This window comes from Enterococcus sp. 9E7_DIV0242, assembly GCF_002140975.2.
GTDB lineage: Bacteria > Bacillota > Bacilli > Lactobacillales > Enterococcaceae > Enterococcus_L > Enterococcus_L clewellii.
Window position 1 is genome coordinate 2,117,166 of record NZ_CP147247.1, and the last position, 18,637, is coordinate 2,135,802.

At 34.3% G+C, this 18,637-nt stretch carries 15 protein-coding genes; all 15 read right to left on the reverse strand.

The window, feature by feature from the left end; all coding sequences use genetic code 11:
- Positions 1-28: 28 nt before the first annotated feature.
- Positions 29-775: a tyrosine-protein phosphatase gene (locus A5888_RS10120; RefSeq protein ID WP_086349823.1), complete on the reverse strand. Its 747-nt coding sequence runs from the start codon at positions 773-775 to the stop codon at positions 29-31.
- 9 nt (positions 776-784) lie between these two features.
- On the reverse strand, positions 785-1,480 hold the full coding sequence (locus tag A5888_RS10125; protein WP_086349878.1) for an MgtC/SapB family protein: 696 nt from the start codon (positions 1,478-1,480) through the stop codon (positions 785-787).
- Between the two features lie 177 nt (positions 1,481-1,657).
- Positions 1,658-2,155, reverse strand: coding sequence for a pilus assembly protein N-terminal domain-containing protein (locus A5888_RS10130; RefSeq protein WP_170924815.1), 498 nt, complete (start codon positions 2,153-2,155; stop codon positions 1,658-1,660).
- Between the two features lie 470 nt (positions 2,156-2,625).
- Positions 2,626-5,325 (reverse strand): M6 family metalloprotease domain-containing protein, encoded by a 2,700-nt coding sequence (locus A5888_RS10135; protein WP_339102053.1) that lies wholly within the window; start codon positions 5,323-5,325, stop codon positions 2,626-2,628.
- Positions 5,326-5,555: 230 nt separating this feature from the next.
- Positions 5,556-6,257: a glucosamine-6-phosphate deaminase gene (nagB, locus tag A5888_RS10140; protein WP_086349820.1), complete on the reverse strand. Its 702-nt coding sequence runs from the start codon at positions 6,255-6,257 to the stop codon at positions 5,556-5,558.
- Between the two features lie 234 nt (positions 6,258-6,491).
- Complete coding sequence (locus A5888_RS10145; protein ID WP_086349819.1) at positions 6,492-7,679, reverse strand: LCP family protein; 1,188 nt, start codon at positions 7,677-7,679, stop codon at positions 6,492-6,494.
- Positions 7,680-8,030: 351 nt separating this feature from the next.
- Positions 8,031-9,053, reverse strand: coding sequence for a nitroreductase family protein (locus A5888_RS10150; protein ID WP_339102054.1), 1,023 nt, complete (start codon positions 9,051-9,053; stop codon positions 8,031-8,033).
- 102 nt (positions 9,054-9,155) lie between these two features.
- Entirely contained in the window at positions 9,156-10,673 is a 1,518-nt protein-coding gene (locus A5888_RS10155) for a lipopolysaccharide biosynthesis protein (RefSeq protein ID WP_339102055.1), read from the reverse strand.
- A gap of 24 nt (positions 10,674-10,697) precedes the next feature.
- Positions 10,698-11,795, reverse strand: coding sequence for a polysaccharide pyruvyl transferase family protein (locus A5888_RS10160; protein ID WP_339102056.1), 1,098 nt, complete (start codon positions 11,793-11,795; stop codon positions 10,698-10,700).
- 70 nt (positions 11,796-11,865) lie between these two features.
- Positions 11,866-13,116: a hypothetical protein gene (locus A5888_RS10165; protein WP_339102057.1), complete on the reverse strand. Its 1,251-nt coding sequence runs from the start codon at positions 13,114-13,116 to the stop codon at positions 11,866-11,868.
- A gap of 4 nt (positions 13,117-13,120) precedes the next feature.
- A complete protein-coding gene (locus A5888_RS10170; protein WP_339102058.1) occupies positions 13,121-14,062 on the reverse strand; it encodes a glycosyltransferase family 2 protein in 942 nt (313 codons plus the stop codon).
- Positions 14,063-14,082: 20 nt separating this feature from the next.
- The gene (locus A5888_RS10175; RefSeq protein ID WP_086349816.1) at positions 14,083-15,381 is read right to left on the reverse strand and encodes a hypothetical protein; all 1,299 of its coding nucleotides are present in this window, start codon (positions 15,379-15,381) and stop codon (positions 14,083-14,085) included.
- On the reverse strand, positions 15,378-16,502 hold the full coding sequence (gene wecB, locus A5888_RS10180; protein ID WP_086349815.1) for a non-hydrolyzing UDP-N-acetylglucosamine 2-epimerase: 1,125 nt from the start codon (positions 16,500-16,502) through the stop codon (positions 15,378-15,380). The genes A5888_RS10175 and wecB overlap by 4 nt, the downstream gene beginning before the upstream one ends.
- Before the next feature lie 2 nt (positions 16,503-16,504).
- Positions 16,505-17,614, reverse strand: a complete 1,110-nt coding sequence (locus A5888_RS10185; protein WP_086349814.1) for a capsular polysaccharide biosynthesis protein CapF — start codon at positions 17,612-17,614, stop codon at positions 16,505-16,507.
- On the reverse strand, positions 17,614-18,633 hold the full coding sequence (locus tag A5888_RS10190) for a polysaccharide biosynthesis protein (RefSeq protein ID WP_086349813.1): 1,020 nt from the start codon (positions 18,631-18,633) through the stop codon (positions 17,614-17,616). The genes A5888_RS10185 and A5888_RS10190 overlap by 1 nt, the downstream gene beginning before the upstream one ends.
- Positions 18,634-18,637 lie beyond the last annotated feature (4 nt).

Consider the following 18,637-nt stretch of genomic DNA (forward strand, 5'->3'; position numbering starts at 1 on the left):
TTAAACTCGCCCTGTCCCTCGCATTCATTTATTCAGCGTACATGTGACGTAATAATTGGATATCGCCTTTACTAAGCTTCAAAACATCCTGTGTGTATTTTTCAATACCACCAAAGTTTTGATCAACTAATTGATACGCATAATCCAAGTAATCTTTCTTTACTTCCATCGCAACCTTGATTCCAGCTAGCTGTTCCGAACTCATACCGTTAGCTGCAGCCTCTGCCAAAAATAACTCATTTGGTTTTTGACGTTGCACATTTGTTTCCAGATAGTCCTTATAGATGGCTTCTTTTGATACTTCTAACAGCTCTAATGTTAATGCTGCCGCAATCCCTGTCCGATCTTTTCCTGCAAAGCAATGGAATAGGACACTTCCTTTTTCAGTAGAAAGCAACTCATGAAAATATTGTCTATATCCTTGTTGTGCCCCTGTATTAAGAATCAAGTTTTCATAAATCTCCATCATATGGCGGTCAACGGCCCCGATATCTGAGACATCAAACAAATCCTCCAGACTGGCATCATGATGAACTTCCTTCATGATATCGATCCATTCGTAGGCAACATTTGCCAACTGATCATCTGGACGCGTATTGATTTCCTTTTCACCACGTAAATCAATAATTTTTACCAGTTCATGGGTGTGAAGTGCATCCAGACTTTTTTCATTCAGCTGATAGACTTCTCCTGAACGAAGTAATCGGTTATGCTTCACTATTTTCCCATCGTTTGTTCTGATTCCACCTAATTCTCTAAAGTTCGCTAAATTCATAACTCCTCCTTATATACTGACTAAACGTAGTTTAGTGATATTTTCATGGATCGATAGTTCTTCAATCACTTCGGCATAGGTCATTCCTCTTGGAAGCTCGATTGTATAGATATTTGTATAAATTCTAGTGCTACCAGTGATATCCACATCAAAATTGACATCCTCGATCTCAATTTTATGCTGTTCAAAATACTGATTGATAAATTCTTTTGTCTCTTGCTTGTGGACATAACGGATCTCTAATTTCTTTATTGTCGGTACATGAATAATTCTTTTGATTAGAGTCAGAGCGATAAACACACCAACAAAACTTGTTAGTGCAATAGCATAATACCCCATACCAATCGCAATACCAAGTCCTGCAACCGCCCATAAAGATGCTGCAGTTGTCAGTCCTGTGACTGAACGCTTGGTAACGATGATCGTTCCTGCTCCTAGAAACCCTATGCCACTCACGACCTGAGCAATCAACCTTGCTTGATCTGAACGAATCACACCAGATATTTCCGGATACGCCATCGCATCCCTCAATGCAGAAAGAGCAATTTCATCTTGTATCAGCGCAATCACTGTTGCCCCCATACAAACGAGGATATGCGTGCGCATACCTGCCGGACGATTTTTATATTGTCGTTCAAAACCAATCGTCCCACCAATAATCATCGAAAGAGACAAGCGCAGAACAATCTCAGGAATGGTTAACATCAATTCTGTCACAACTCTTCATCCCCTTTGTTCGTGTTTCTAAGACTTATCTTTATTATAGCACTTATTCAAAAGAGGCGGTCAATAAAAAAACGTAAAAAGCATCTGCTCTTTACGTTTTCTATTTGCATCTTACTACTATTTTTCAAGCTTGCTATCTCGATTTTTCAATTCTATCTACGGATTAACAGTCACTTCTAACGAATCTTCCAAGTTACTGCCACTGACATCCTTCACTCGAATGGTTGTTTTCCCTGGTCCTTTTGCAATAATTTTGAACTGCTTCGCTCCATCTGCAACTACTTCTGCTACAGTTGGATCATCGGAGATCAATTCTATTTTCTTGGTGCAATAGGTATCTACCGCATACGTAAAAGTCTTTGCATCCGCTGGTTTCAATGTAATATTTTGCTTATTACTGATTGTTACAGCTTTTGTGTAGATCGGCTGTGGGTTTGTCACATCCTTCTTCAAAGAGAAATGGAATTGTGCATTGCCATCGGTAATATTGATTGTATAAACATTGATATAGATATATTCCCCTTCTTGATAATACGCTTTTGAGGTATTCCATGAAACACCGGATGTCGCCGTTCGTTGATCCCAGCCAAATACAGCCTGTTTATTATTTTCATATTGCTCGTTCATGAATGCTACTTCTACTTTTTGTCCCATAAGGAACTTCCCTTGAACAACACCGCTTGCCATGTACATCGCTGTTTCATCTTATACATTCATTCCTCTTCTATTTTAGTTACAACAAAGTAGTATAACAGTCGATTTCTCATAAAATCAGCCATCATACTTAAGTTAAGAGGATGTTTGTATTTTACTCTTTTTCATAATATTCCCACTCCTTTTTATAAAATTACATTTATTTTATCGAAAAGATAAATATTTCAGATCAAATGAAACCTGAATAAGATTTAAAATAGCGCTTTTTATATTATTAAAATTTCAAATATATATGTAAGTTCATTGTCGATAAAAAAACAAAGAATGAATAAAAAAATACCAGAAACAACTGACTCAATTTGCTTCTGGTATTTCTGTATAAAAAATTTGTACTTGATTAGGTTTTACTCCGTTACAATCACGGTAACAGTTATTCGTTCCTTTTGAAAAATTGGATCATAGAAGGTCCATTAGTATTTTCCTGGTTTTATACCCGTTACCTTAAAATCCTCAGTAAATTCAAACAAACTATTCTTTCCACTGCTCCCCTGTGAAGTTTCTACCTTTTTCATAAATCCATTGGTGTTTTCGATGTCCAGCTGAATCGTTTCACCCACAGCTACTTCATAAACTGTTTGTCCAGTTGTTGGCTTGGTTATTTTTGACTGATCATATGTCATGACTGTGACTGTATACTCCTGCATTGGTTCTAAACTAGAAGTATATTTCACATTAAAACGAATCTTTTGATACTCGATAGAGGACAACAGGGTGATAAAGAAATCATTGTTTTCATCACTGGCATACGGCGCGGTTTGATAGTTAGGAAACACTCGCCACACACCAGACATATCTTGGTACTCTTTGACAACTGTTGGCAAGTTATTATAGCCTTTTCTGCCCACTTTGATCATCAAATCCGAACCATCCGCCGGTCGCTCTACTTCAAACCAGTCTTCGTCGTTATAGTAATTCACGATTCCTTCATATTCCTTATTACTATCAATTTTTTCAGCACTATCCTTTACGTTTGGATAGTCATCACCTACTAATACACATAGTTCTTTTTTCTTTAACTGATCTTTTGTCGAAATAGTCAGTTTTGTTTGACCGTTCTTTTTACCTGTTACAATGCCTGACTCATCAACAATAGCAACGGATGTATCTTCTATTTCAAATTCTAAAAACTTTGTACTTGCGTTTTCAGGAACTAAGCTGAAATCCGCTTTCTTCTCTTCCCCAACCATTAGACTCAAATTTCTATTTATGACGATATCTTCAACAGCAATCGCTTTTTCCTTTACAGTAACTTCACAGGTCGCAGATACAGAACCACTTTGATTTTTTGCTGTTACTTTAGTTTTTCCGCCATCCTTTGCTGTAATCTTTCCTGTTTCATCAACAGAAGCAATTGCTTCATCAGAGCTTAACCAAGTTAACTGTTTGTCTGTTGCATTTTCCGGTACTAATGTTGCTTGGAGTTGCTTAGATTCTCCTATTTCAAGAGTTAACTCAGCAAAATCCACATTGATTTCTTTAAGTTCTATCGGTAAGCCAATCCTAACAGTCATTTCATTTGAGTTATCAGACAGTACCGTCATTTCTGTATCAAAATAGCTACCATCAGCTAACTTAGTTGATGGGGAAGTAATCTTGGTTACCTGATTTGGTTGCTGTTGGTTTCCTTTTTCTGTTTCACCTTTATAGAAGAATGGATTACTATGAAACAATTCATTGTTTCTATAGCGAGAATAGCCAATCAAGCCTTCGTCAGCTTCAAGAGAAGTTACTAACTGCATGTCATTATGATAATTATTATCATAATCAGTATTTACAAGATAAATAGTAATTCCACCAGGCATATTTTCTACATACCTAGTTAAGCCCCTATCAAAACCAGTTACTTGCCTATTTTCTATTAAAAAATACTCATTCGGATTCTGAGTTTGAATTTTAAAAATAGTTGGTTCTGTGTCTTTAGAAAGAGCCTTCAACTGTTTTTCATAAACCTTATTTGCATCTAATTCTTCAAAAGATGCACCCAATTGAATCTTAGAATACGCGTCCAGTCCTACAGGAGTAGTACCAGACTCCTCTACTTCCCAATATAATCCATTATGCTTACTGATAGCTCCAGAACACCCATAGCTCATCACACTAGTTATTCCTATCCCTGAGCCATTAGTGCTGTCTAAATTATATAAATCCGGTAGCCCTAAATCATGGCCAAACTCATGGCAAATAACACCAATGGTGGACGTCTTACCCCGAAATCCCATTTTTTCGCCAAATATGGTAAATTCTTGTACTTTTAAACCGTCAATTGATATATCTCGATTAACCCATCCTTTATGCGCCCATACCCCTTTTCCATAGTCTCCATCACTCCGTTCATATCCAGCAACAATAAACATAACATGGAGCTCGTTTGAATCGATAATTTTATCATTATCTGTATCATACATTGAGAAATCAATCTGATCTTTGATTTTTTTTAGAACTTCACCAGTAAATACTCCTGTATTAAAACCAAACCCTTCGCGTGTATCTGGGTGTTCTTGTTCCAAGCTAACAGTTAGAATTCCATTCTTTACAGTGTCTGTATCTTTAACAGGTTGTATGTCAATTCGGCCATTGGTCTGTTCTGTATAGAAACTCTTCAATGTACTTCCTTCTTCTGAAAAAATTTTTTTCTGCCATTCTTCTTCCGAACTAGAAAGTTTTACATCAGAAAACTCGACTCTTACTACTAGTAGATTTTGTTGTTGATTCCATTTACTAGTTTGTTGATTTTTCAGCTGTCGATTAAAAGTCTGACGCCTTACCTCACCAGTATCTTCTTTCAACAACTCACCCTTTTGAACAACGTTTGCTGGTTTTGGATCAATACCAACTTTTGCTCCTACACTTCTAGCATTAGTGTCCTCAACTTTGTAATACCAATAATTATCATCTTTTCTCTCATAGACACTGCCATCTTCTCCAGCCACATAATTGAAGAACTCGTCTCCGTATTGTGTTCCTTTGATTTCTGTTCCATTTGGTTGCTGTAATACTTGTTCTTCCGCTACAGAAGGGGCAGCCTTCACTTCTTTTGGACAAAGAAACGCTGTCGAAAGAACAGCAACACTTAATAATCCAACATACAAACCTTTTCTTTTCTTTTTCATATTTCCACTCCTTTTTCCTAATATACAACCATTATATAACAAATAATATAAAGCGTTAATAGGTTCCATGATAATAAAACTTTTGCTTTCGATATAAAAAAACCCTTAAAAAAAGAGTTTACCAAACATTATATGCGCTTTAAAAACAATCCAAAATATATAAATTCGAAAATAAAAAAACAAGAAACGATATACAGTTTCTTGTTCTTTATTTTCGGATTATTTGTATATTATAATTTTGAAGCTGCTGCTTCGTCGATGATAACAATAACATCATCATGGTTCTGTAATGCACTTGCAGGCATATCGATCGTGACAGGTCCATCAACCATTCCTTTGACTGCATCAGCTTTTGCTTCTCCGTAAGCCATCAAGATCATTTTCTTTCCTTTTAGAATAGAACCGATCCCCATCGAAACAGCTGTTGTTGGTACATCCTCTACTTTTTCAAAGTAGCGCTTGTTAGCATTGATGGTTGATTCTGTCAGCTCAACGACATGTGTCAAACTATCTAATGGTGTTCCTGGTTCATTAAAACCAATATGTCCATTTTGGCCGATGCCCAAAATTTGAATGTCTACTGTATGGCTATCGATAATTTCTTCATAACGTTTGCATTCAGCAGTCAAATCTTCTGCTTTTCCATTAGGCACGTATGTGTCTTTAAATGGTTTCTTATTGAATAGCTTCTCATTCATAAAATGACGGTAGCTCTGTTCATCGTTTCCACCTAAACCAACATATTCATCAAGATTGATCGATACCATGTTAGAAAAATCCAAATCACTTTCTACCATTTCTTTGTATAATGTTTCCGGCGTACTTCCTGTTGCAAGCCCTAAAACTTTAGCGCCTGCTGCCATACCTTCTTTGATTAGTTCAAAAGCTTTCTTTCCGCCTTCTTCTGCATTTGCTACACGAATGATTTTCATCTGTTTTTTCTCCTTTGTATTCCGCGAGTTTTGGTATAGTCCAATTGTACCACTTTTCTTTTTTCATTTCTACCTAAAAGAATATAAAATAAACAGAAATTTTTCCAACCTAGGTTTATCTAGGTACTTCATGGTTAGTTGCGGGTTATATCCCGCTATTCTCTTCACCATTTCCTTTTAAGCAAAAAAACAGAAACCATTTTTCAATAGCTTCTGTTCTTGATAATTCAATTGTTAGGATGCATCTTGTAAGCCGTCGGTTACAGAGCCGCCAGCTTCAGGTTCATCAGTTACAACACCAGCATCATTCCCATAGTTACTCACTGGTGCCGGATCAACATACGTCGGTTCATTATATGTTTGATCATAGCTTTCTGTATTGGTGTATGCGTTAGGGTCATAATACGTGCTATCTCCTGAGTAAGTCGAGCTTTCCCCCGTATAAGAAGCATAAGGAGCTAAACGATTGGTAATCTCAGCTAACATCGCATCATTTTTTTCTAAACCTAACTGCGCCCGCAATTTCGTCTGAACATCAAATAAATTTTCTGCATTTAGAATTTGATAAGATGTTCCACTGATCATTGCGTCAGAGGTTTCCAGTTGCAATGATTCAATATTTTGAAACGCAGAAGAGTATTTTTTTTGAATATCAATCATATCGTCCCAAGTCAAATCTGTCTTTACGTTATCCTTCACAGCATTAAGAATGCTCTTGTACTGTGTAACACCATTAAGACTTAATACTTTACGAACAATTTTTTCTACAACTTCTCTTTGGCGCTTTTGCCGACCGATATCCCCTTCTGGATCATCGTAACGGTAACGGGCATAAGCCAAGCCGGTTTCACCTGTCAGCGTCATAGGACCTTTTTTCAACTCAATACCATCAAGCTCGGTCTCATATGGATTATCCACATCAATACCACCAACAGCATCGATCAAGTCCTTCAGGCCTCTCATGTTAATAGAAACATAATTATCTATTGGAATATCCAACAAGTTATCTACTGTATCAATAGTCATTTTGGCTCCGCCGTATGCATATGCATGGTTTAACTTATCCTCAGTGTCATTACCGACAAGCTCGGTCAATGTATCTCGACTTAGACTAAGCATCGTCGATTTATTTTCTTTTGGATTAATAGTTACAACCATTACAGTATCAGAGCGTCCACCATCTTCTTCATCTCTACCCAAATCACCATTATCAATTCCCATCAATAAAACAGAAAATGGTTCTTGGGCATCAATATTTACAGCTGTTTCTCTTTTAGAAGAAACCCGTTCAATTGATTCATATACATCGGTTATTGTATCACTGGCATCAGAGTATATTCTAAGTCCATAGGCACATATTCCGGCAACCAGCACAAAGACCAGTCCAAGAAAAGAGAGTACCAGCTTTTTCCATAGGTTCATAAGACACTTCCTCATTTACGCAAGAATCGTTATACCTAACTATTTTCTCACAATTCTACTACAGTAGCAATAAATTTGAAAAATTGGCATCATTTCTTAACACAATTGTAAAATAAAGTAAGTCCCTAAACTAATTTATGAGCTCACAACTGAATATTTGGTCACTAATATGAAAATCAACAGTGATATTTACTATTTTTTATTAGAGAAAAATCACATAACACTTTTAACTTAAATAAACTGATGGAGTGTTACTAAATCAATCATCTTTACTATAACTATAAAAATGTGATTAAATCAAATAATAATTTTCATATTGGTTAATAAACTTTTTTGATATGTTTGTTTACTTCATTCAATTACTTGAGTAATCTGTTTGCTACCTATTCTATAGGACTTGGCTACAAGATTTTCTTCAAGGAAATTTCCTGCCGCTATGAACATGATAAAAATTTCACTTTCTTTCACGCCTAACAGCCCTCTAATAGTAGCTTCTTGTTTTTCCGAAAACATAGCGTTGAGCGCACAAGCAGCAATCTTTTTATATTCTAAAGCATAGAGTAATGACATAGAAAACAAGCCACCATCTATATACCCCTCATTTCTCTCGTTAGGACTAATAAATGAATTCAAAGATGCGGTGATTAAGAATAGATATGGGGGCAATTCATATCCTTTAAAACCACCTTGAATATCTAAAACTTTTTTAATAAGATCTCTATTTTTAACAAGGTAAATCCTACTCGGTTGTCGATTACATACAGAAGGAGTTTTCATAGCAATTGAAACAGCCTCATCTAAATCAGCTACATCGATATCGTTTTTATCTGAAAAATTTCTTATTGTAAACCTTCCAAATGAAAGATCTGCAAAATTCTTTCGCTCGTTCATCTCTTTTTCTTCTAAATTAATGATTTTAGTGCCACCAATTTTCGATTTGCATTCATTAATTTCATCTACAAAATCCACAAATAGCTCATTAAAGTAGTCTAGTGGATACTCCATTTTAGTATGCACAGTTTTATACTCATTCAATGTGGAAAAAGCATTCACTATAATGGGACTACTTAAATCCAAGCCCTTTTCTTTATAAATGAATAGCACTTTAGAAAGTTCCGTTAGTGCAGTAATTCCAAATCCTTTTCTAAAATTTTGATGGCTCAAACCCTTTTCTAACGAATGAGTAAAAAAAATAACTCTGGCATCCAATTTCTCTTTTGATAATTTATCAATTTTTAGAGAAGAGAAATGTTCCTTAAATCGTTTTTTATCTGCTCTATAATATTTGCTCAACTGACGGTTCATCTGCTTTTCTCTTATATAATCAAGTTGTTTCCTATTTAAAACTCTTAATAATATCTTTTTTGGATTCATCTTAATCTCCTTATTCAAATTGTTTTCCAGTTTATTACTTCTAGCTGTTTAAGAACTCATGGATTTAGCTTCTTGAATTCTTAAACATATTTATTAGCCAAACTATTTTCTGCCTTTCATCCGCTCTAGTGTGGCTTGTACCAAATCCTTTTCAGTATTATTCATACTGAAAAAATAATAGATAGAAAAAAATAGTAATGAGTATACAATACCGTAAATACAAAAATTAAGTAGTGAGTTTACAGAAATAAATATTTTTAGAATGCTCATTAGTACCGTTGAAAATAAAAATGGGAGAAACAATGGGAGAATTGATTTCCAAAAGAAGACCATATTCAAACGTACTTTCTTTTGATAGTACCAATTCATGATTAGACCATTACAAAGGATCATTGTAGTGAGTGTACCAAATGTGGCCCCTACTGTGCCCCATAGATTTATCGTAGTAATTGTAATGATAACATTTAACACTGCAAATGCAGTATAAAGAATCGACCTAAACCGATGCATATTCTTAGCTCTTTGAATATCAATGCCAACATTTTGAATAAGAGGTACAAACAAAGGAAGAATAATTAGTAAAGAAATATAGTAAGCTTCAGCGTATCCTTTCCCAGCCCATACCTCTATAAAAAATTTACCTAATAAAATGAATCCACCAAGAATGTATAGTAGAATTATGGCTTGAAATCGACCTACTTTTGTCATTACAGTAGTCAGCTGTTTGTTATTATCAACACTCTCTTCACTAGCTATTCTATTTATCTGGGGTATAAAAACACTTGAGAATGAAGTAGACATCGACATGAAAATCATCTTAATCTGATTTGCTACTGCAAAAATTGCAACTGATTTAGCACCTGCAAAAATCCCCAAAAGGAAATTTGGAACATTCCAATTAACTTGATCTACTATTTGATTTAAAAATATGTAAAAAGAAAAAATACTTACTTCCTTTAATAAAGAAAAATCTAAATTTTTAAATTGGAACTTCATCCCCAATTTTGAAATGGCAAATCTGGCATTTAAAAAGAGGAATAATAACGTTAAGGCAGTCTGAATAAAAACTATTGCCAACGACTTGAAACCAAAGAGTAACAACGGTATTGTTAGCACAGGTGCAACTATTGTTTGAAACAACTGTCTAGAATATTGAAATTTGAATTGCTCGGACGCCATTATATTACAATCAAAAACAGAATTAGGGAACGTTAATCCAATATTAATGACCATTAGAATCATTAAGTATTTGGCAGTATTTAGTTCAGTAGAGGTTAACGTTTTTCCGTATAAATTATTAACATTTAAAATCAAAATAACTCCACCAAGTACAGCCAAAAATCCCATAAAAAGAAAAACCAAAAGATACATTCCATTAACTTTTTCAACTTGATCTTTATCACCTTTTAATTTACTTCTAGTAAAAAAGCGTATATAAGAACTCCCGAATCCCAGACTGAATAGTGATAAAGATGTCATCACAGAGTTTACCATCTGATAAATGCCGTACTCAGACTGACCTAAAAGCCGAAGTAATAACGGCGTATACAAAAACATGACTAAATTTTTTGCTATTAAATTACTGTACGATAGCATTATCCCAATTTTTCTTTGAGTCATAGAATCAATTCCTAACTATAAATTTCAATTTATATTCAAAGCTTTTTTTAAAAATGAGAAAGATTTCTCTCGTTCATGTTCTAAAATAAGCCTCATATTATCATAATCCTTAATTATGTCAAATTCTAGATTATTTGCATCAAATTTTCGGTCGTTGAGATTGAAGGTTTTTAATAAGGTATCAATGCGTGAATTCATTGAATTCAAGTGATCATGTCTGTCGAAAACAATAAATGGTTTCTCAAAAATCAGTGAAAATGCACACGCATGAAATGAATCTGTAAATATCGTGGTTGCTTGAGAAAAAAGTTGAATAAATTCCTTTGGTCCACTTGTCCACGTGTCTAAATCACCAGAATTATTTAAGTGCTTAACCGACAAATTATTTACTTCAGCATAGTCATTTATATACTTCCTCTCTATTTCAGAAGGTCTTCCTAAAAAGTAAGTCAGCAGAAATTTTTTATCAGATTCATAATCATCAATCAACCCACCCCATTCTTCCTTCTTTAACAAGAAAGTCGGATCTAGGACGACAGGAACCTCTTTACCAGTTAATGACTTCACTATTGAAGCTCCGTTCTCTTCTCTGACAGATATCTCTTCCATTCCATTTAATCCTTGAATGTACATATCCTTTTCAACATCAGAAATTGAACTCACACCAAAACTTGCTGCATAAGATATTCGCTTTTTTTTCTCAGCATACGGAACAAAATCTAGCTTTGAAAAGCGCTGAAACTGTGGATTCCAAACCTGGTCACTCCCAACAATAAAATAATCATAATTTTTCTCAAAATCAAAATTAGTAGTAGTTTGATCAACTTTAAAGCTAGTTTCATTAATAAAATCATTTGTAAAATCAGCAAAATTTTGCTTACGTATTGAAACAACTTCTTCAGGTAATTTCAACTTTCTTTTTGGCAGCACTCTATCTAACATTTTTCCGCTTTGCAATAGATCCATAGTCTTGCGTATAAAATTACGATTATCAACTAAAGAAAAATTTTTTAACGATTCTACTTCAAAACCTAAAGACTCTAAAGCTTTTTGCAACGCATAATTTTGAAGTCTATTCCCATAATTATTATAATCGGTAATTGTTGATATACAGATTTTCATAAAATTCTCCTTTTTCAATTTTAAGTCCGTTGTTTCATTTGGACGATGAAATTAGAATAACCTCTATTTTCTAATCAATTCTCTTCATTAAGATAATTTTTTTCTTCAAAAATAGTTTATTGATCCAATACAAAGCTAGAATAAACGTTGCTATTTCTGATGAACTTGAAGCAACAATAAAATTCCCTATCGGAAATGACAACATTTGAAGGATCATAAAAAAAATTGTCAAATAATCAAAGGTTGTTTTCTTCTTTTCATTCTGTATCACCTTTGTCAATACTCCAAACAGGAAGCATACAAATAATAGCATCAGCAATCCATACTTATAAATAAACAGGACAGAATCCGGATGCCACCTTGCACCAATATCAATCATCTGAGACATCTCTTGATCTATATTTCCCTTTCCAAAAAAAATATTCATAAATGGAAATATATTAGAAAAGATATTCGAAAAAGAAGACAACCATACTTTTTCAATAAATGTTGAAACATAAAAAAAGCCAAATCCAAAATAACTAAAAATATTTAATGCTCCAAAAATTACAATTGGGAAATATTTAGAAAAAAAATCATCAGGTATATAAATGATGTCTCTTGTTAAAACAAAACTAAAATTAGAGCCACGTAAAGAAATTACATTACTGAATATTGAAATTGCAATTATAATAAATCCAAATAGTAAAATGTATCTAAATATATTTCTTCTATCCGTCTTTAAAAACATAACTGAAATAAACAATACAACTAATTCAAACATTTCAAAATTAGTGCCTCTTCCAATTCCAATGTATGCATAAGATAATATAATTAGAATCATACATATCCATTGAAACAAGCTGGTTTTACTTTTTGAAAGCCGCAACTCCAAATAACAAAAAAAGGTTGAGAATTTCACAGCAGCCATCATTATTATGAAAGGCAATTTAGCAATACTGAAAGCACCTATGTTATTTACTTTAAAATGCTCCTGATATTCAGAATACAAAGATATGTTAGTCATTAAGTTACTGATTACCGATACAGGTGTTTGTCCTGTATAAAATCTTATAGCAAAAAAAGAAAAAAAGAGGGAACTAACTGCAACAAATAGAAACTTGAATTTTTTATCAGTGATGTACTCATTCTCTATCCCATATTCTTTGATTACCTCTTTCCCTTTTGAATGATTGCCTAATGAAAAAAATGCATACATTCCCCACATTAAGAGAATTGCTGGTAAAACTTGAGTTAATGCGAGATTAGTAATATAGAAAATAAACAATGCATAAAATGTGAAAATTATATAAAATAGTCTAATTATATTTTTCCCAAACATACAGTTAGTTTCCCTTTCTTTTTTTGAAACGAAGAGTCAAAAACATTGCTGGATTAACAGCAGCTACTACTATTGCTATTTTATACTTTATCGATACATTAGAAGAGTTTACCGAAGAAAATACAATTTTCCTAGCTTCTTCTTTTAGTTTCACAATTAATGCTCCATTATCTACTCCATATGAAGCTAGTGGAGAAATCATAGAAACTATAAAATGACTTCTAGTAAAAATAAGGCTTGGAAACTCTTTTTGTATGTCTTTATCGATAGTGTCATATATTTTTAGACAACTCATCCTTTTTTCATTCAGATTTGCTCTATTTATACTGCCATCTGAGATTTCATAATAGTATAGTTGCTCATAGCAGAGGGAGACTTTATCACAAGAGTTAATAATCCTATAGTTTATTTCGAAATCTTCAAAGAAGTGTATGTCTCTATTAAATAAATTATTCTTCAATAAACTAGCTTCGTACAAATATGCCCATACTGATGTAGGAAATTGCATTAAAAAAAGACTTTTTAGGGCTGTTTTCTTATCAAAGAATGAACTTTTCTCCTCAAACAAGCTGTTTGGCTTTATTGTGTAATTAGCCAACGTACAAATTCGAGCACTATCTTTTATAATTTTCGAAATCATGGTACTATACATTTCGCTATGAATAAAATCATCGCTATCCACAAAACCGATAAAATCCCCTGTAGCAGACCCAATACCTAGATTTCTACTATCTGAAACTCCTGTATTTTTCTTGTTAATTACTAAAATTCTAGAATCCATCTGCTCATATTTTTTACAGATTTCCAACGAACGATCTTTTGAACCATCGTTTACTAATATAACCTCAAGATTTGAATGAGATTGTCCTAATATAGACTCTATGCATCGTTCTAACGTAGTTTCAGCATTATAAATCGGTACTATTACACTAATCAAACAGTCCATTTTTTTCTCCCTGTTTTTTTTTACAATAATAGTGAACCAAACAGCTCACTCATTCTTTTCTCAAACTTTTCTATATTATACTCTTCTTTGTACTGCAAAAAAGACTTTTTAGCAAATCTATCACGAGTTTCCTGATTACTGAGCAATAACCCAACTTCACTCTCTAAATCATCGATATCCGTAACACAACAGGCTATTGAAGTTAAGTAACTTATTGAAGCAAGTTCTGCCGGACCAATTGCAAGTATCGGCTTATTTAAAGACATATACTCCGGTATTTTAGTTGATAAAGAAAGCCTTGTCGATTCAACACTTTCTTTATCAAATGCTTCAACATGTACAGGAACGTCACAACGATTCAACACTAGCTTAAGCTCGTCTGAGGAAACAAATCCATGGTATTCCACAGATTCAAATCCAGTCAATCTTGCGAAATCATTTTCATCTATAGTGTTCTTAGTGTATAGATGCAATTTGGCTTTCTTTTGGTTTTTATCATCAGTATTATACTTGTCCAATACTGATGCGAGTTCCATGAGTGATTTATCTCTGTTAAAATGTAATCCACCAGCATATACAAAACTAAACTCTTTATTCGTTTGTTTAGGCTCCATATTGCCTTCAATTAATAATGACTCTGACATATTCTTTAGCACAATACTTTTCTTTCCAAATATAGTTTCATACACTGTGTTCATTTTATCTGAAATAACAAATAGAAGGTCGCTTTTTTCGATAGTTCTACCCATCGCTCGCTTAATTCTTTTTCTTCGTAACTCAAATAGAAGACTTTTATTTTCTCTTGGAAGAATATAATCATCTGTGATATACGTACAAAGTCTGGTTTTGTATCTTTCTTGAACTACCTTTACTATATCATAAGCAAATTCAGAATCTCCTGCACAAAAGAAAATTATATTTGGATTGAACGAATCAATCCAAGAAAATAATTTATCATTTTTCCAACTTTTTTTCTTCCAAATAATCTCTCTAAAAATTCTGGTTAATTGATTTCTGGAAATTGAAGCAGATACGTCATTACTATCTGCAGCTACTTCATTATTACGAACTGCTGCTGTATTAACGATATCTCCAGCTCTCTTTTTTAAAGAAAAAAAACTATTCAACATATCCTTATCTGTCACCCTAAAATAAAGTTCAGTAACATTTGAACTCGGCTGTTCATTCTTAAAGTAGAGCTGCGCAACATTCACGTTCTTTAGCCCTGAAAATACGGCTGCTAATGTTTTCCCATTATTACCTGTTTCACTGAAAGCATTATTACTGATAACTAGAATATTTGTTTCTGGTGAGTTCATTTTCTCCACACCACTCGATTTACATAATCCGTATAAGATAGAATAATTCTCAATACTTTTTCAGAAACATTTGGCATTGAGTAGTCAGAAACATATCTCAATGTATCTTCTTCCTGAGTTTCTAAAACAGCTAATCCTTCCATAATACGATCCTTTTTAAGACCTACCATCATCACGCTAGCCTCTTCCATTGCCTCTGGACGTTCATGCGCTTGACGTATGTTCAATGCCCTAAATTTCAAAATAGAAGATTCTTCACTGATTGTTCCACTATCACTTAATACTGTCTTTGCATTTATCTGTAATTTATTATAATCAATAAAGCCCATCGGTTTCATTGTTTGAATCATTTCATGGAACTTGATGCCCAATTTCTCGATCATGTTCATCGTACGTGGATGAGTACTGATGATAATCGGCAATCCATAGACCTCAGCAATACTGTTTAGGCTATTTACCAAATCCATGAAGTTCTCTTCTGAACTGATATTTTCTTCTCTATGAGCGGAAACAACAAAATATTGTCCTTTTTTCAGGGATAACTGCTCCAATATCGTTGACTGCTCGATTTCATCTTTTCGAGAATTCAATACTTCATACATGGGACTTCCGGTCTTAATGATCCGATCTGCAGGCAGTCCTTCTCTTAATAAATACTCACGTGCTATATCACTATAAGTTAAATTGATGTCAGCCGTATGATCTACGATTTTTCTATTTGTTTCTTCTGGTACTCTTTGGTCAAAACAACGATTACCTGCTTCCATATGAAAAATTGGAATATGTCTTCTTTTAGCAGCAATAGCAGCTAAACAGCTGTTTGTATCGCCTAAAACCAGAAAAGCATCCGGTTGAACTTCATCTAATACAGGATCGATTTTGATAAAGATATTTCCTACAGTTTCAACCGCTGTACCTGTCGCTGCATTTAAAAAATAATCGGGTTTCTTTAAATTGAAATCTTCAAAAAATACTTCATTCAACTCGTAATCATAATTTTGCCCCGTATGGACCAAAATATGCTCAATCGCTTCAGAAGCGTTCAACTTCTTGATAACTGCTGAAAGTCTGATAATTTCAGGTCTGGTTCCTACTACAGTCATTACTTTCAATTTCTTCACAATTAAACCTCCACAAAATAGGTATCCGGATGATTTGGATCAAAGATTTCATTAACCCACATGACAGTAACCATATCCGTTTCCCCAAGATTCTCAATGTTATGTGTATAGCCTACAGGAATATCCACGACTTCCAGTTTTTCCGCTGAGACAAAATATTCAATCACATCATCTGTATCAATTTTTCTAAATCTAATGACCCCTTTGCCACTCACAACTAAGAACTTTTCATTTTTTGTATGATGCCAGTGGTTTCCTTTAACAATACCAGGCTTAGAAATATTCACAGACACTTGCCCTCTGTCGCTCGTTTTAAGAAATTCAGTAAATGAGCCACGGTTATCTATATTCATCGTTAAATCATACGAAAAATCATCTTCCGACAAGAAGCTTAAATACGTACTATAAAGATTTTTTTCTAATCTTCTATCAAGCTTTGGAACAGCTAATGTCTTTCGACTATTTTTGAATCCCTCAATCAGCTGCTTCAGCTCACCAACAGTTGTCCAATCTATCTCAGGAACTATACAATATCGTCCGTCTCTTGTTGGACTTCCTTTAAGACAGCGAATCAGCTCTTTCACGACATCATCAATATAGCAAAGCTCCATTTCAGCTTGCGGATCATTTACTGTAACTTCTTCGTTCCGAGCAATTTTGTGACAGAAAGTCGCTACAACGGTATTGTAGTTCGGTCGTGACCATTTCCCATACAAATTGGAAAAACGATAAATGAAAACGTCAGCACCATTTTCTTTTCCATACGCTTCTAACAGTTCTTCTCCTGCCTGTTTGCTCTTTCCATAAGGATTATCCAGAGCAGCCTGTATGGAAGAAGAAATCATCACAGGACAACGATTGCTATGCTTTTTTAATAGTGCCAACAACTCCGAAGTAAATCCAAAGTTCCCTTCCATAAATTCTTCTGTTTTTTCTGGACGATTGACTCCAGCTAAATGAAAGACAAAATCCGCTTGTTTACAATAGTCTTCAAGAAGCTCTTTCGGTGTCTCCACATCAAATGTCAGAATCTGATTAAACTCCTGATTCCTAAGCTCCGCAATCAAATTTTTTCCTAGAAACCCATTCGCTCCCGTTACAAGAATGTTCATCAACTATTCCACGCTTTCAACTCTTCTTGCACATAAGTCAATTCAAGTAATTTCTCTTTGATTTGTTCCACGGTTAATCTCTGCGTATTATCAGAATTATACTCTTCCTCATTTGTAAGCTCTTGATTTCCTTCAACAAAATACTTGTCGTAATTCAAATCTCTAGTATCCGCAGGTACGCGATAGAAGTCACTCATATCCTCTGAAACTAAATACTCTTCTTTTGTCAGCAATGTTTCGTAGCGTTTTTCTCCGTGGCGGGTGCCAATAATCTTTATCTGAGTCTCTACTGCAAATAACTCTTTCACTGCTTGAGCTAAATCCCCCACTGTTGAAGCTGGTGATTTTTGGACCATGATATCTCCTGCTACAGCGTTCTGGAAAGCAAATACTACAAGCTCTACAGCTTCTTCCAAGCTCATCAAGAAACGAGTCATTTCCGGATCAGTGATTGTTAGCTCCTGACCATTTTTGATTTGATCGATAAATAGTGGAATAACAGAACCACGAGAAGCCATCACATTTCCATAGCGTGTTCCACAAATAACAGTGTCTGTATCTTCAGCAGCTTTAGCTTTTGCAACAAAAACTTTTTCCATCATTGCTTTTGAAATCCCCATTGCATTGATTGGATACGCTGCTTTATCAGTTGATAAACAAATTACTTTTTTTACCTTTTCTTGTATCGCAGCATTCAGTACATTTTCAGTCCCAATAACATTTGTTTTTACAGCCTCCATTGGGAAAAATTCACAGGAAGGAACCTGTTTTAATGCTGCTGCATGAAAAATGTAATCCACGCCATGCATTGCATTTTGCACACTATTGTAGTCCCTTACGTCTCCAATATAAAACTTCAATTTATCGTTGGCATACTTTTTTCTCATATCATCTTGCTTTTTTTCATCACGGGAAAATATACGAATTTCTTTAACGTCTGTATATAGAAATCGATCCATTACTGCATTTCCAAACGATCCTGTCCCACCAGTGATTAAAAGAACCTTATCCTTAAACATTCAT